The organism is Gordonia marina (assembly GCF_052036135.1).
Taxonomy (GTDB): Bacteria; Actinomycetota; Actinomycetes; order Mycobacteriales; family Mycobacteriaceae; genus Gordonia.
Window position 1 is genome coordinate 21,923 of the sequence record NZ_JBPSDN010000038.1, and the last position, 13,411, is coordinate 35,333.

Consider the following 13,411-nt stretch of genomic DNA (forward strand, 5'->3'; position numbering starts at 1 on the left):
GGCGGGCGCAGCGCCCCCCGAGACCGTGCCCGCGCTGCCGTCAACCGTCACGACGGCACCCTCGACGAGGGTGCCCGTGGCTCCGCGCGCCCCGACCACCACCGGTTTGCCGAGCTCGCGCCCGACGATCGCCGCGTGGCAGGTGATCCCGCCGCCGTCGGTGACGATCGCCGACGCGCGCCGCAGCACCGGCAGCCAGTCCGGACGAGTCATGGGGGCGACGAGGACGTCGCCGTCGTTCAGCTGAGCCGCCTCGGCGACCTCGCGCAGGATCCGCACGCGGCCGGACGCGATCCCCGGGCTGGCCCCGAGCCCGGTCACCAGCGCCTCCGCGGCCCGTCCCGCGCCGTCTCCGCCGCCCGAACCGTTCTCGCCACCCAGCGTGGTGATCGGCCGCGATTGCACGATGAACACCTCCTGCCCGCCGCCCGGCGCCGCGCACCACGCGAACTCCATGTCCTGCGGCGCGCCGTAGTGCTTCTCGGCGGCGACGGCGAGTCGTGCGAGGGCCAGCACCTGGGCGTCGTCGAGGACGCGCCGGCCACGGTCGGCGGCGTCGATCGCCTCGGGCACCTCGTCGGCGCTGTGCCCGGCGACGAACTGGAAGTCCTGCGCACCGAGGTGCACGTCGAGGATCTGCCGCGGCTCGGCCTTGCCGACGACGTAGGTGTCCGGTTCCACCTGGCCGCCGACCACCACCTCGCCGAGCCCGCGCGCGGCCTCGATCACGATCCGGTCGGTCTCGCCGGTGCGCGGGTCGACGGTGAACATCACCCCGGCGCTGAGCGAGTCGGCCATCAACTGCACCACCACCGCGACGGACGGCTCCTCGGTGACGCCCTGCACCCGGCGATAGGTCAACGCCCGCGCAGACCACAACGACTGCCAGCAGCGATTGATCGCGGCGAGCAGATTCCGCGTCCCCTCGACGTCGGTGAAGCTGTCGTGGATCCCGGCGAACGACGTGTCCGCGGCATCCTCGGCCGGCGCCGACGAGCGCACCGCGACCCGCCGATCGTCGCCGAGCCCGGCGTACGCCGCGACGATCTGCGCGGCGATCTCCTCGGGGATCTCGATGCGCGCCACCTCGCCGCGCAACTCGTCCGCGAGGGCCAGCAGCTCGGTCTCGCTCGCCCCGGCCGGCGGCAGCGCGTGCGCGGCGAGCCGGTCACGCAGCCCGGCCGCGTCGACGGCGGCGAGATACGCCTGCTTGGTGACGACGAAGCCGCCCGGCACCGGGAATCCGCCCCGGATCAGCTCCCCCAGATTCGCGCCCTTGCCGCCGACCGACGGCGCGTCCCCCAGCCCGAGTTCGCCGAGCGAACGGACCCAATTCTCAGCCACCGGCATACCTTCCCCTGGGAGCCGCGATGTGTGATCCACGTTACCGATCGACGCCCTCCGGGGCACGAGGCCAAAGTCCCGGCCGGGCGGGTACGCACGTACTCGCCGCCGGTACCTGAATCGCCGCGCCCCGCCGTCGAGCCGGGCCGCCGCGCCCCGTCGCACCCCTACGCTTCGGCGCATGAGGGTGATGGTGCTGGGTGGCGACGGGTTCTGCGGTTGGCCCACCGCGCTGCATCTGTCCGCGCACGGACACGACGTGACGATCGTCGACAATCTGGTCCGGCGGCGTATCGACGACGAACTCGGTGCCGGTTCGCTCACCCCGATCGCCACCCCCGCCGAACGACTCGCCGCCTGGCACGAGGTGTCCGGGAACCCGCTGGGGTTCGTCGAACTCGACGTGGCCGCCGACTATCACGCCCTCACCGAGTTGCTGGCCGACGAGCGGCCGGACGCGGTGGTGCACTTCGCCGAACAGCGGGCGGCGCCGTACTCGATGAAGTCGCCCGCCCACAAGCGGTACACCGTCGACAACAACGTCACCGCCACCCACAACGTGCTGGTCGCGCTGGCCGCGGTGTCGCCGGGCACGCACCTGGTGCACCTCGGCACGATGGGCGTCTACGGCTACGAGTCGGTGCCCGCCGACCTGCCGGAGGGCTATCTGACGGTCACCTATCCGGACCGGGAGGGGCGGCCGCGCTCGAGGGAGATCCTGTATCCGACGCGGCCCGGCAGCGTCTACCACCTCACCAAGTCGCTCGACCAGCTGCTGTTCGCGTTCTACGCGCGCAACGACGGCCTGCACGTCACCGACCTGCACCAGGGCATCGTGTGGGGCACGCAGACGCCGCAGACCGGGCGCGATCCGCGGCTGATCAACCGGTTCGACTACGACGGCGACTTCGGCACCGTCCTGAACCGCTTCCTGGTGGAGGCGGCCATCGGGCACCCGCTGACAGTGCACGGCACCGGCGGTCAGACTCGCGCCTTCATCAACATCAACGACACCGTCGAGTGCATCCGGCTCGCCGTCGAATCCGGCGACCGGCTCGACGACGGCCGCGTCCGCGTGATGAATCAGCTGACGCAGACCCATCGGGTGTCCGACCTGGCCGGGCTGGTGTCGTCGGCCACCGGCGCCGCGATCGTCCGGGTCGCCAATCCGCGCGACGAGGCCGACGAGAACGCCCTGGCCGCCCGCAACGACCAGCTGCTCGGACTCGGACTCGACCCGATCCTGCTCACCGAAGACCTGCTGCTGGCCGAGGTCGGCCTCGCCCGCCGGTACGCCGACCGGGTACGACGGTCGGCGATTCCGGCCGTCTCGTACTGGAACGACTCGCGGCGCACCGCGGCGGCGACCACCGAACCGGATCACTCGGCGCCTGCCGCCTCCGACATCGCCGGAGGGGCACGATGAGCGGCGACGCCCCGGCGTCCACCCCCGAGAAGGAACCCGACCACTTTCCGGGCGAACGCGGCCGGACCGTGCCGCGCGCCGCGTGGTGGGTCCTCGGCGTGGCGCTCGTGGTGCTGATCGCCTTCGTGCTGGCCCGGCCGGACTGGTTCTCGCACCGCGACGACGGCCGCGGTCTCGGAGTCCCCGATGATCGTCACTTCACGCACAGCCTCGCCGACCTGGGACGATCCGACGGCGTGTGGCTCACCGACGACTCGCCGTCGGCCACCTTCACCACCGTCCTGCCCGCCGACTCCGGCCCCGGCCGCACCCGGCTGCGGCTGCGCGGCACCACGCAGGTGCCCGAGGCGGCGACCGTGTTCCTCACGGTCGTGACCGACGGGCAGCAGATCGCCAAGATCTCGCTGCCGCACGGCGAACAGAAGCTCGACGCGATCGTCACCGTGCCGGAGGGGCAGGTCGCCGGCGGGCGGCTGCGCACCCAGATCCGCATCGAGGGCGCGCTCGGCGACACCGTCTGTCTGGCCGACCAGACCGTCGGCATGCAGGTGCATCTGGCGCCGGATTCGATGGTGGAGGCGGCGCTCGACACGCCCGTCCACACCGTGCGCGATGCCGTCGCCGGCTGGGGACACGAACTGACGATCGCGCTCCGCGACGACGACCCGCAGTGGCGCACCGCCGCCGCGCAGCTCGGCCTGGCCCTCACCCGCGCCGGTCACCGCGTGCGTTTCGCGGACCGCATCTCGCCGGAGGACCGCCGCGACACCGTCCTGGTGGGCCCGGAGAACACGCTGACCGGCGACGACCACTGGCACCGGCGCGACGATCCGGGCACCGGACTCGTGCTGGGCGCGGTCAGCGGCACCCCGGTGCTCGCCCTCACCGACCCGCGGGGCGCGATCACCGGCGACTACCTGACCACGGCCGTACTGGCCACCGGCGACGCCGGTGCCGCCGATCCGCTGGCGGTGACCGTGCCCGGCCCGGCCGGTGACGAGGTGCCGCTGGCCGCACTCGGCGCCGACACCGGCTCGGTCCGGATCACCGAGAGCCGCCGCTGGCGGGCCGACTACGCGCTCGCCGGCCTCGCCGGCGGGCGGGCGCCCCGCGCCGTCCGCGCCCAGTTCACCCTCCCCGCGTCCCCGAGCGACCTGACCTGGATCCTGAACGTCGAGCTCAACGGCACCCTGGTCGAGAGCCGCCCGCTCGGCCGGGACGGCGCCGTCACCGTCCCGCTGCCCGCGGCACGACAGGCGGCGACGGGCTCGGTGTCCCTCACCGTGCAGCGCGACCGCGATCTCGGCGGCTGCGACGTCCGCGTCACCGGGTACCCGATCCAGCTCGACGACTCCTCCGCGCTGCTGCTCGGCCCGCCCCCGGCCGGCGGCCTGGCGTCGATCCCCGCCGCGCTGAGCCCCGGCTACACGGTCTACGTCCCCGATGCGGCCGCCCCCGCCGTCGCGACGCTCGACGCGCTGGTGCCGGTGCTCGCCGCGCTCGACCCCGCCGGGTCGGCACCCGACATCGTCTGGGGCGGCGCACCCCCGGCCGGCCACCCGTTCGTCGTGGTCGGCACCGCACCGGGCGTCACCACACCGGTCACGCTCGACGGCGACCGGTTGCGCGCCGGATCGGGCCTGAACGTCCCGGCCTTCCGCACCGGACTGCTGCTGCAGACCGCGGCCGGGCCGGGCGCCGCGCCGGGCCTGTCGATCGTGGCGCGCGGGGAGACCGACGGACTGGTCCTGCCGCAGCTGGGAGCCGACGCCGCGGTCGCGGTGACCCCGTCCGGCGCCTTCGCCGTGGCCCGCGACGGCTCCACCGTCCCGGTACCCGCCGCACCGTGACCGACCACCCGGCGCCCACTCACGACCCGGAACCCGCCCACGACCCCGGGCACGACGGCATCGCCGGGCACTTCCGGTCGGTCGACAGCGCGCCCGCCCGCTACGCCGTCGACCGCCCGGCCAGCGCCAGCAACGGTTTCTACCTCACCTTCGCCGGGCTCTGCATCCTGGCGATGTGCGTGCAGACCGTGCGGGTGCACCTCGGTATCGGTCCGCGCACCAACGACGTGGTGATCCTGGCCGGCGACCGCGGCGACGTCGCCTCGCTGACCCGGATCTTCGTGCTGTTCTTCTTCCTCACCTACGCGGGCTACGCCTACGGTGACCGCCGCCGGCGGCTGCTTCTGGGACTGTCGCTGGCCGGCAAGTTCGTCGCGGCCTGCGTGGTGATCGACCTGATCGGCTGGGCCCTGGCCCACTTCGGGCTGCTCGACATACCGGTGCTCGGCCAGCAGGCCGCCTCCGGGCTGCTGGCGCTGATGGTCTTCCCGCACACCATCCTCCGGCAGGCGCAGCTACCGGCCGCCGGTCCGGGCCCGCTGAGCCCGTGGGTGCCGCTGCGGGCCTACGCGATCCTCTTCGACTGCCTGTTGCTCGCCGTCGGCGGTGCCCTCGCCGTCGTCTATCTGCTGGGCGACCTGGTGCGCTGGTTCCGGGATGTGGCGCTGCTCGGCGGCATCGGGCCGGGTGTGTTCCTGGTGCAGCAGTTCTTCGGCATCGCCACCGCGCTGATCGGGGTGCTGGTGCTCCGCCGGGGCCGCCGCACCCCGTTCTCCCCGCCGGTCGCGGTGCTGGTCCCCGCCCACAACGAGGCGCACGACATCGGCGCGACCATCGCCTCCGTCGACCGCGCCGCGCGGACCTACCCCGGCCGGATCCGGCTGTACGTGGTCGACAACGCCTCCACCGACGGCACCGCGACGGCCGCCGCGGACGCGCTGGCCGAATGTACGCGGATCGACGGCACCGTGCTCGACTGCCCCACGCCGGGCAAGGCCATCGCCCTGAACCTGGGCATCGCGCAGATCACCGAGGAGTTCATCGTCCGGATCGACGCCGACACGGTGATCGGCCCGGGCTGTCTGAAGACCGCGATGGCGCACTTCGCCGATCCGACCGTCGGCTCGGTCGGCGGCCTCCCGCTGCCGGCCACCGAGAAGACCTGGATCGACAAGGTCCGCCTGGTGGAGGTGATCCTGCGGCACGGGTTCTTCCAGCTCTCGCTGGACGGCTACCGCGGCGTCCTCGGCGTGCCCGGCATGTTCGCGATCTACCGGCATTCCGCGCTGCGGCTGGTCGGCGACATGGTGACCGGCATGAACGGCGAGGACACCGACATCTGCCTGCGGCTGGACGGCGCCGGTTACCGCACCGTCGCCGATCCCCGCGCGGTCTACTACAGCGAGACCCCGGCGAGCTACGCGCACCTGCGGGAGCAGCGCACCCGCTGGTTCCGCAGCATCTACCATCTCGCCGCGCACAATCGCGCCATGCTGCTCGACGGCCGCACCATGACCGGCACCGCCGTGCTGCCGCTGCAACTCATGAACGCCGCGCGCCGCGCGATGCTCGCCCCGATCCTGCTGTTCGCGCTGATCGCGGACGTCGTCTTCCAGCCGACCTTCCAGGTACAGCGATGGCAGCCGGTGGTCGCCACGATCCTCGGCATGCAGTTCGTGCTGGCGATCGGCGTCTGCCTGGTGCTGCTGCCGCGCGCGCTGCGCTATCTTCCCCTGTACCTGGTGTTCCGGATCCTGCGCAGCTATTTCACGCTCGGCGCCGCGCTGAGCCTGGTCTATCCGCCGGTGCCGGCCTTCCGGACCGGGTTCCGCGGCAGGCGGCCGGGCGGCCGTCGGGAACGGTACGCTCACGGCAGCCGATGAAGCCCGATCCCGACGAGTGGAGCCCGCCCGTGACGCTGCCGCAGCCGTCGTCGCGCCTGGTGACCCCCACCCGCTTCATCGGGCGACGACGCGAGCTGGCCACGCTGGGCGCGCTGATCGCCGCCCGGCGGGTATGCACGGTGCACGGCCCCGGCGGGATCGGCAAGACACGGCTGGCCCTCGAGGTCCTCGGGCACCTCGACGAACCGCTGCGCGGCAACGTGATCCCGGTCGACCTGGGCGGTATCGGCGAGCCGGCCCTGCTGCCCACCGCGGTGGCCGCCGCCGTCGGCCTCAATCCGACCGCCGACGACGCCCTCGACACCGTCTGCGCCCATCTCGCGCAGCGCCGGGCGGTCCTGCTGCTCGACGGCTGCGAGCATCTCGCCGGGGCCGTCGCCGAGCTGGCCGGTGAGATCGTCGCGCGCTGCCCGGGCGTGCACGTGCTGGCCACCAGCAGGCACACGCTCGGCGTCGACGGCGAGGCCACCTTCGGTGTGCCGCCGCTCGGGGCCGCGCCCGCTGCGTCCGACGGTGAGGCGGTCGCACTGTTCGTTGACCGGGCCCGGGCCGTCGACCCCGGTTTCACACCCACCCCGCAGACCACGCCGGTGATCGCCGAGATCTGCGCACGACTCGACGGCGTGCCGCTGAGCGTCGAACTCGCCGCCGCTCGCACCCGGGCGCTGTCGGTGGAGCAGATCCTCGACCGGCTGACCGATCCGATCGCGCTGCTGACCGACCCGCGCCGCAGCGGCCGGCGGGACAGTCTGCGCGCCTCGATCGAGTGGAGCTTCCAGCTGTGCACGCCGGCCGAACGGGAACTGTGGGTGGTGCTGTCCCGATTCGCCGGCAGCTTCGACATCGACGCCGTCGAAGGCATCTGCGGAGCCCTCCCCGGCCTCCGGTACCGCGGCGCCCTGATCGACGGCATCCAGAGCCTCACCGAGAAGTCGATCCTGGTGGCCGAGACCGTCGCCGGCACCATGCGCTACCGGCTGCTCGACGCCATGCGCGCCTACTGCCGGGACCTCGACCTGCCCGCCCCGGTGGCCGAGGCCTTCACCAGCGCGTACGTCGAGTGGTACGCCGGACGCACCCGTGACCTCGAAGAACGCTGGGTGTACGACGGCCAGGCCCGCCGCCTCGCCCGCGTCGAACTCGACCTCCCGGCGATTCGTACCGCCATCGGGTGGTGCCTGGACGGCCGCGCCCCGGCACATCACCTGTACGCGCTGGTACTGATGCCGACCTCGCAGCTGTGGTGGACCGCGGGCCACGTCGACGAGGGCCTGCTGTGGATCGACCGGATCCTGGCGCAGATCACCGACCCGGGCGAGCTGCGGTCGCGTGCGCTGCGCAACGCCGTCACCCTGCGCGCCGCCAAGGGCGATTTCGCCGCGATCGGGCCGATGCAGGCCGAGATCGCCGAGCTCGAACCCGGCCTGCCGGACACGGAACGACGCCCCGGCGCCGCCGCCTACGTGACCGCTTTCGCGCACCTCCTGGTCCGCGACTACGCCGCCACGCTCACCCTGCTGCGCGCCGAGCGCCCGCCGGCCGACCCGGCCGCCCTGCGCCCGCTCGACTTCCAGCTGCTGCAACTGACCGCGACGGCCGCGCACGGCTGCGGTGACGACGACGCCGCGAGCCGGGCCTGCGACGAACTGGAGACCCTGGCCGCCGGCACCGGCGACGAGTATTACCGCGCGTGCGCCCACTATTTCCGTGCGCTCGGGCGCCTCGATGCGGGGGACGTCGACGCGGCCGATGCGCTGCTGCGCGCGAGTCTGACCGTCGCGCAGGACTTCCCGAACCGTCCGGAGAATCCGGACGCCCTGCTGGCCGCGGCCCTGGTCGCCGACGTCCGCGGCGACACCGAGCGCGCCGAGGTGCTCAGCGGTGCCGCGGCGGCCACCGCGTACACCGTCGTCGCCCTCACCGAGGCGTATCTGACCGGGCATCCCGGCTCGTCGCTGCCCGCGCGCGTGCACCGGCTGACCGCCGCCGAGTCGCCCGCGCGCGCCGCCGGAGCACGCATGGCCCCCGCCGAGGCGATCCGCTACGCCCTCGCCGACGACCGCCGCCCGGCCGGGCCCGCAACCGCCCTGACCCGGCGCGAACTGCAGGTGGCACACCTGGTGGCCGAGGGCCTGAGCGACCGCCAGATCGCCGAGGTCCTGGTGGTCTCCCAGCGCACCGCCGAGGGCCACGTCTCCCGGATCCTCCGGAAGCTGGGCCTGCGCTCCCGCACCCAGATCGCCGACCACCTTCCCTGACCTCAGGCGGTCGGCAAGGTGCCGAACCTCTTACCGCCCGTTGAGCCGAGCGAGGCGCCACCCGAACCCTCGACAGTCCGTTAAGCCCTCGACAGCCCGTTAAGCCCTTGACAGTCCGTTGAGCCGAGCGAGGCGCTAGCCGAACCCTCGACAGCCCGTTAAGCCCTTGATAGCCCGTTGAGCCGAGCGAGGCGCTAGCCGAGCTCGAGTCGAAACGCCTGCTCGCCCGTCGCCCCTCACCCACCGCCCGTTGAGCCGAGCAAAGCACCAGCCGAACCCGAGCCGACACACCCCGTACACCCGCCGCCGGTCGACTCGAAACGCCGCCTCACACCCACCGCCCGTCAAGCCGAGCAAAGCACCAGCCGAACCCGAGCCGATACATCCCGTACACCCACCGCCGGTCGACTCGAGACGCCGACTCACACCCACCGCCCGTTGAGCCGAGCGAGGCGCCAGCCGAGCTCGAGTCGAAACGCCCCTCACAACCCGATTCCGCTCCGCCCCCGATCGGTACTCTGGACACCCCGACCCTCACCGGAATCAGGAGCACCCCATGGCCAAGAAGAAGTGGCGCGATCTGTCCACCGCCCAGCGGTCCGCGATCGTCGTCGGTGCGGCCGTCGACGCCGGTCTGCGCGTCTGGGCGCTCGGCGACCTGGCCGGGCGTGCCCCCAGCGAGGTCAACGGCCCGAAGTGGCTGTGGGCCACCGGGCTGTCCGTCGTCAACTCCGCCGGGGTCCTGCCGGCGGCGTACCTGCTCACCGGACGCGCCGAGCCCGACCGGGCCTGACGCCCACGACCATGCGCCGCCTCCTCGCCGCCGCCGCCGCGTCCGCGCTGCCGCTGCTGGCCCTGACCGCCTGCGATCGCTCTCCGCACGACGATGCCCACCCGGCCGCGTCGACGGTCGTCTCGGTGGTCACCGAGACCACCGGTGACGCCCCGTCGCCGCAGGCCTCGGAGGTCCCCACCAGCACTTCCCGCGACCGGTCGGACGACGTCGCGACCCCGGTCGACGACGGCGCCTACGCTCTCGCCGGCTATCACTACTTCACATCGCCCTCGGGCCGATGGACCTGCGCCATCATGGTGGGCGAGCAAGACCTGCGCGTCGCCGGCTGCCACGGACCGCTCCCGGCCGATGCACCGCGCGTCCCGCAGGCCGGGGCGCCCGACCAGCTGGGTCCGCCCAATGCGATCGAGGTGGGCACGAGCGGGCCGGGCGAGTTCACCCAGCACGGCGATCCGGCGTTCCTCCCCGGCGGCGGCACCCCGGGCGCCACCGGCAGGGTCCTCCCCTACGACCGTTCCCTGACCGTCGGCCCGTTCACCTGTATCCTCGGGCGGACCTCCGGGGTCACCTGCCGGAACAACGATTCCGGCCACGGCTTCACCGTCTCCGACACCGTCTACCAGCTGTTCTGACCCGGCGGCGACCGCTCGCCGCCCCGGTCAGTGGTCGATCAGCCGGCGTGAATCGGTCCGGCTCCACCACCGTCCGCAGCGGCCGTCGCGGACCGCGGCCACCGCGGCCGGGTCGTGCGCTTCCGCGCGCAGGTACCAGCCGCGCCGCAGCCGGACCAGCACGCCGTCGTGCAGATACCGGTGCAGTTCCTCCTTGCTCACCCCCAATCGCGCCAGATCGTGCCTGCTGAACACCCCGTTCTCAATACCCATGAGACTTAGACGCACGCCGCCCCGATCCGGTTCCACGACGCGCCCAGTAGGCTCGACTTCGGCCAGACCGCGACAGAGGGAGATGCCCATGAGCAACAAGAACGAGCACGAGCAGAAGATCGAGGAAGAGGAGCGGGCCCGCCAGGCCGAGCGCGACCGCCTCGAGCGCGAAGAGCAGGAACGCCTGAAGTAGGCACCCCGCGATGCACGACGGCCCCCGCCTCCCGCCCGGGAGACGGGGGCCGTCGCTTTCCGCGCGGTTCGGGCGACCGCCGGCGCAGGGGGTTGCCCCGTCCGGCGGAATACCGTAGCGTCTCGCCCCACTGGAACATAACTGACGTTATGTTCCTTTCGGGTCCGCCGACCACCGACGATGAGGTACCCATCATGACGACCGCCGACGACCTCCGACGTGGAGTGAGTCCCCTCGCCGCACAAGAGCTCTTCGACTCGCTGCCGCCGGTCGGCGTCGACGAGATGCTGGGACGCTGGCGCGGATCCGTGGCCCCCAGCGGACACCCGATGGACGGGCTGCTCGCGACGGCGGGGTGGTACGGCAAGGAGTTCATCGACGCCGAGACCGTGCATCCGCTGCTGTTCGGCGAACCCGGCCGCCTGTACGCGGTGAACCCGAGACTGATCCCCCTGCGTTCGATATACCGGGTCGCCGACAGGCTGCCGAGCACGCTGCCGCCGGGCGGTAAGACCGCGTTCCGCGCGCTGCGCACGACCGCACCGCGGGCGCGGCTGCGGACCGTCGACTACGGCGGCATCGCGAGCGCGGCGATGGTGTACGACGATCTGCCGATCATCGACCACTTCCGCCGCCTCGACCAGAACACCCTCTTCGGTCTGATGGATCGGCGCGGCGACGAGCAGACCTGCTACTTCCTCCTCGAGCGGGACTGACCACCCGCACCGCCGGCACGACACCCGCCGAACGAGTTCGCGACCACCGTGCGGCGGGCGCACCGCGAACACACGACGGCCCCGTCTCCCTCATGGGAAGACGGGGCCGTCGTCAAGCAGCAGCTAGTGCCGCCGGTGAGAGATCACCAGCTCGACTTCTGCACGCCCGGCAGCTCGCCGGCGTGCGCCATCTCGCGCAGGCAGATCCGGCACAGGCCGAACTTGCGGTACACCGAGTGCGGGCGACCGCACTTGTTGCAGCGCGTGTACGCACGCACCGCGAACTTCGGCTTCTTGGCGGCCTTGATCTTCAGAGCCTTCTTAGCCATGTCAGTTGTCCTTCGCGTTCGAGTCCTTGAACGGGAAACCCAGGGCGCGAAGCAGCGCGCGGCCTTCCTCGTCGTTGGTGGCCGAGGTGACGACGGTGATGTCCATGCCGCGGGGACGGTCGATCGAATCGATATCGATCTCGTGGAACATCGACTGCTCGTTCAGGCCGAAGGTGTAGTTCCCGTTACCGTCGAACTGGCGATCGCTCAGGCCACGGAAGTCACGGATACGCGGGAGCGCGATCGACACCAGGCGATCCAGGAACTCCCACATGCGGTCGCCGCGCAGGGTGGCGCGGGCACCGATCGGCATGCCCTCGCGCAGCTTGAACTGCGCGATGGACTTGCGGGCGCGGCGGATCTCCGGCTGCTGGCCGGTGATCAGGGCCAGGTCGGCCACGGCGCCGTTGATCAGCTTGGCGTCGCGGGCGGCGTCGCCGACGCCCATGTTGACGACGACCTTCACGACACCCGGGATCTGCATCACGTTGTCGTAGTTGAATTCGCTGTTCAGCTTGTCCTTGATCTCGCTGCGGTAGCGAGTCTTCAGGCGGGGCTGAACCTTCTCAGAGGTGGTCATGTTCAGATGTCCTTCCCGGTCTTGCGGGAGATGCGGACCTTCTTGCCGGTCTCCTCATCGATCCGGTAACCGATGCGGGTCGGGTTACCCTCGGAGTCCACGACCATCACGTTCGAGACGTGGATGGGGGCCTCCTGGGTCACGATTCCGCCGGACTCGGCGCCGCGCTCGTTGGCCGACTGCGCGGTGTGCTTCTTGATGCGGTTGACGCCCTCGACGAGGACGCGCTCGCGCTTCGGGTAGGCCTCGATGACCTTGCCCTTGGCGCCCTTGTCCTTACCCGCGATGACGATCACGGTGTCACCCTTGTGCACCTTCATTGTCAGATCACCTCCGGTGCGAGCGACACGATCTTCATGAAGCGCTTGTCGCGCAGCTCGCGGCTCACCGGGCCGAAGATGCGGGTGCCGCGGGGCTCGGTCTCGTTCTTGAGGATGACGGCCGCGTTCTCGTCGAACTTGATGTACGAGCCGTCCGGGCGACGGCGCTCCTTGACGGTGCGCACGATGACGGCCTTGACGACCTCACCCTTCTTCACGTTGCCGCCGGGGACGGCATCCTTGACGGTGGCGACGATCACGTCACCCACGCCGGCGTATCGCCGCGAGGAACCGCCGAGCACGCGGATGCAAAGGATCTCCTTGGCACCGGTGTTATCGGCGACCCGCAGGCGCGATTCCTGCTGAATCACTGCTTGGTCTCCTTGACCTGGACTTTTCTGCACGCCGGATTTCCGACCCGACGCACACGGTCTGTCGCCATCGAAACACGCGCCTGCCTGGCATTTTCCGCCGTGAAGCGAGAAGGTCCCAGTGGGTTCGCGAGCCGATTCGCGGTGCACGCACCGCAGGCAACCTGCTCAGTCTACGTATTCACGCAGGTGAGATACAAATCGGGCGACGGCGCCCCGCCCGAGGACGGGGCTTCGACACGGGCATCGTCACTTCGTTCCTCCGCCCGGCTCAGCCGGCGACACAATGAGCCACCCCCAATCCGCTGCCGCCCCCGTTACCTTCTAGGTAGCTCTTCACCGAGGAGCTGCGGTCGCCAGGTCCGGTATGACTGAGCGCCCCTGTCTCACGCATGATCCGGGGGGTGATGTCGCCGGACGTGGTGGACGTCGATGAATCG

General features: G+C 71.6%; 13 protein-coding genes. 7 read left to right on the forward strand and 6 right to left on the reverse strand.

Annotation, left to right across the window (positions count from 1 at the left end; genetic code table 11):
- A partial coding sequence (locus ACSEEN_RS18245; RefSeq protein WP_440713958.1) for a PEP/pyruvate-binding domain-containing protein occupies positions 1 to 1,350 on the reverse strand: 1,350 nt, incomplete at its 3' end.
- A gap of 175 nt (positions 1,351 to 1,525) precedes the next feature.
- Here ACSEEN_RS18245 and ACSEEN_RS18250 point away from each other — a divergent pair.
- From ACSEEN_RS18250 to ACSEEN_RS18275, 6 genes are all read left to right on the forward strand, one after another.
- Positions 1,526 to 2,770 carry an NAD-dependent epimerase/dehydratase family protein gene (locus ACSEEN_RS18250; RefSeq protein WP_440713959.1) on the forward strand — a complete coding sequence of 415 codons (1,245 nt, stop codon included), beginning with the start codon at positions 1,526 to 1,528 and terminating at the stop codon, positions 2,768 to 2,770.
- Positions 2,767 to 4,620, forward strand: a complete 1,854-nt coding sequence (locus tag ACSEEN_RS18255; RefSeq protein WP_440713960.1) for a hypothetical protein — start codon at positions 2,767 to 2,769, stop codon at positions 4,618 to 4,620. The genes ACSEEN_RS18250 and ACSEEN_RS18255 overlap by 4 nt, the downstream gene beginning before the upstream one ends.
- On the forward strand, positions 4,617 to 6,503 hold the full coding sequence (locus ACSEEN_RS18260; RefSeq protein WP_440713961.1) for a glycosyltransferase family 2 protein: 1,887 nt from the start codon (positions 4,617 to 4,619) through the stop codon (positions 6,501 to 6,503). The genes ACSEEN_RS18255 and ACSEEN_RS18260 overlap by 4 nt, the downstream gene beginning before the upstream one ends.
- Positions 6,500 to 8,782, forward strand: coding sequence for an ATP-binding protein (locus ACSEEN_RS18265; protein WP_440713962.1), 2,283 nt, complete (start codon positions 6,500 to 6,502; stop codon positions 8,780 to 8,782). Before ACSEEN_RS18260 ends, ACSEEN_RS18265 begins: the two co-directional genes overlap by 4 nt.
- A 556-nt stretch (positions 8,783 to 9,338) precedes the next feature.
- Entirely contained in the window at positions 9,339 to 9,575 is a 237-nt protein-coding gene (locus ACSEEN_RS18270; protein ID WP_298446419.1) for a hypothetical protein, read from the forward strand.
- Between the two features lie 11 nt (positions 9,576 to 9,586).
- Entirely contained in the window at positions 9,587 to 10,210 is a 624-nt protein-coding gene (locus ACSEEN_RS18275) for a hypothetical protein (protein WP_440713963.1), read from the forward strand.
- A gap of 27 nt (positions 10,211 to 10,237) precedes the next feature.
- Here the strand turns inward: ACSEEN_RS18275 and ACSEEN_RS18280 are convergent, their stop codons facing one another.
- Positions 10,238 to 10,462, reverse strand: coding sequence for a type IV toxin-antitoxin system AbiEi family antitoxin domain-containing protein (locus ACSEEN_RS18280; RefSeq protein ID WP_440713964.1), 225 nt, complete (start codon positions 10,460 to 10,462; stop codon positions 10,238 to 10,240).
- Between the two features lie 387 nt (positions 10,463 to 10,849).
- Between ACSEEN_RS18280 and ACSEEN_RS18285 the strand changes: the two genes are divergently transcribed.
- On the forward strand, positions 10,850 to 11,371 hold the full coding sequence (locus ACSEEN_RS18285) for a DUF4334 domain-containing protein (protein WP_440713965.1): 522 nt from the start codon (positions 10,850 to 10,852) through the stop codon (positions 11,369 to 11,371).
- A 143-nt stretch (positions 11,372 to 11,514) separates the two neighbouring features.
- Here the strand turns inward: ACSEEN_RS18285 and ACSEEN_RS18290 are convergent, their stop codons facing one another.
- Genes ACSEEN_RS18290 through rplN form a run of 4 tightly spaced genes read right to left on the reverse strand, consistent with a single transcriptional unit; the run spans position 11,515 to position 12,971 of the window.
- The gene (locus tag ACSEEN_RS18290) at positions 11,515 to 11,700 is read right to left on the reverse strand and encodes a type Z 30S ribosomal protein S14 (protein WP_247864940.1); all 186 of its coding nucleotides are present in this window, start codon (positions 11,698 to 11,700) and stop codon (positions 11,515 to 11,517) included.
- A gap of 1 nt (position 11,701) precedes the next feature.
- Positions 11,702 to 12,280 (reverse strand): 50S ribosomal protein L5, encoded by a 579-nt coding sequence (rplE, locus tag ACSEEN_RS18295; RefSeq protein WP_247864941.1) that lies wholly within the window; start codon positions 12,278 to 12,280, stop codon positions 11,702 to 11,704.
- 2 nt (positions 12,281 to 12,282) lie between these two features.
- Positions 12,283 to 12,600 (reverse strand): 50S ribosomal protein L24, encoded by a 318-nt coding sequence (rplX, locus tag ACSEEN_RS18300; protein ID WP_247864942.1) that lies wholly within the window; start codon positions 12,598 to 12,600, stop codon positions 12,283 to 12,285.
- A 2-nt stretch (positions 12,601 to 12,602) separates the two neighbouring features.
- A complete protein-coding gene (rplN, locus tag ACSEEN_RS18305) occupies positions 12,603 to 12,971 on the reverse strand; it encodes a 50S ribosomal protein L14 (RefSeq protein WP_247864943.1) in 369 nt (122 codons plus the stop codon).
- Positions 12,972 to 13,411: the final 440 nt, after the last annotated feature.

What these genes read in the sequence shown, in the direction of transcription:
- ACSEEN_RS18250 (WP_440713959.1), top strand. Translation starts at nt 1,526, where the DNA reads ATGAGGGTGATGGTGCTGGGTGGCGACGGGTTCTGCGGTTGGCCCACC.
- ACSEEN_RS18255 (WP_440713960.1), top strand. Translation starts at nt 2,767, where the DNA reads ATGAGCGGCGACGCCCCGGCGTCCACCCCCGAGAAGGAACCCGACCAC.
- ACSEEN_RS18265 (WP_440713962.1), top strand. Translation starts at nt 6,500, where the DNA reads ATGAAGCCCGATCCCGACGAGTGGAGCCCGCCCGTGACGCTGCCGCAG.
- ACSEEN_RS18270 (WP_298446419.1), top strand. Translation starts at nt 9,339, where the DNA reads ATGGCCAAGAAGAAGTGGCGCGATCTGTCCACCGCCCAGCGGTCCGCG.
- ACSEEN_RS18275 (WP_440713963.1), top strand. Translation starts at nt 9,587, where the DNA reads ATGCGCCGCCTCCTCGCCGCCGCCGCCGCGTCCGCGCTGCCGCTGCTG.
- ACSEEN_RS18280 (WP_440713964.1), bottom strand. Translation starts at nt 10,462, where the DNA reads ATGGGTATTGAGAACGGGGTGTTCAGCAGGCACGATCTGGCGCGATTG.
- ACSEEN_RS18285 (WP_440713965.1), top strand. Translation starts at nt 10,850, where the DNA reads ATGACGACCGCCGACGACCTCCGACGTGGAGTGAGTCCCCTCGCCGCA.
- ACSEEN_RS18290 (WP_247864940.1), bottom strand. Translation starts at nt 11,700, where the DNA reads ATGGCTAAGAAGGCTCTGAAGATCAAGGCCGCCAAGAAGCCGAAGTTC.
- rplE (WP_247864941.1), bottom strand. Translation starts at nt 12,280, where the DNA reads ATGACCACCTCTGAGAAGGTTCAGCCCCGCCTGAAGACTCGCTACCGC.
- rplX (WP_247864942.1), bottom strand. Translation starts at nt 12,600, where the DNA reads ATGAAGGTGCACAAGGGTGACACCGTGATCGTCATCGCGGGTAAGGAC.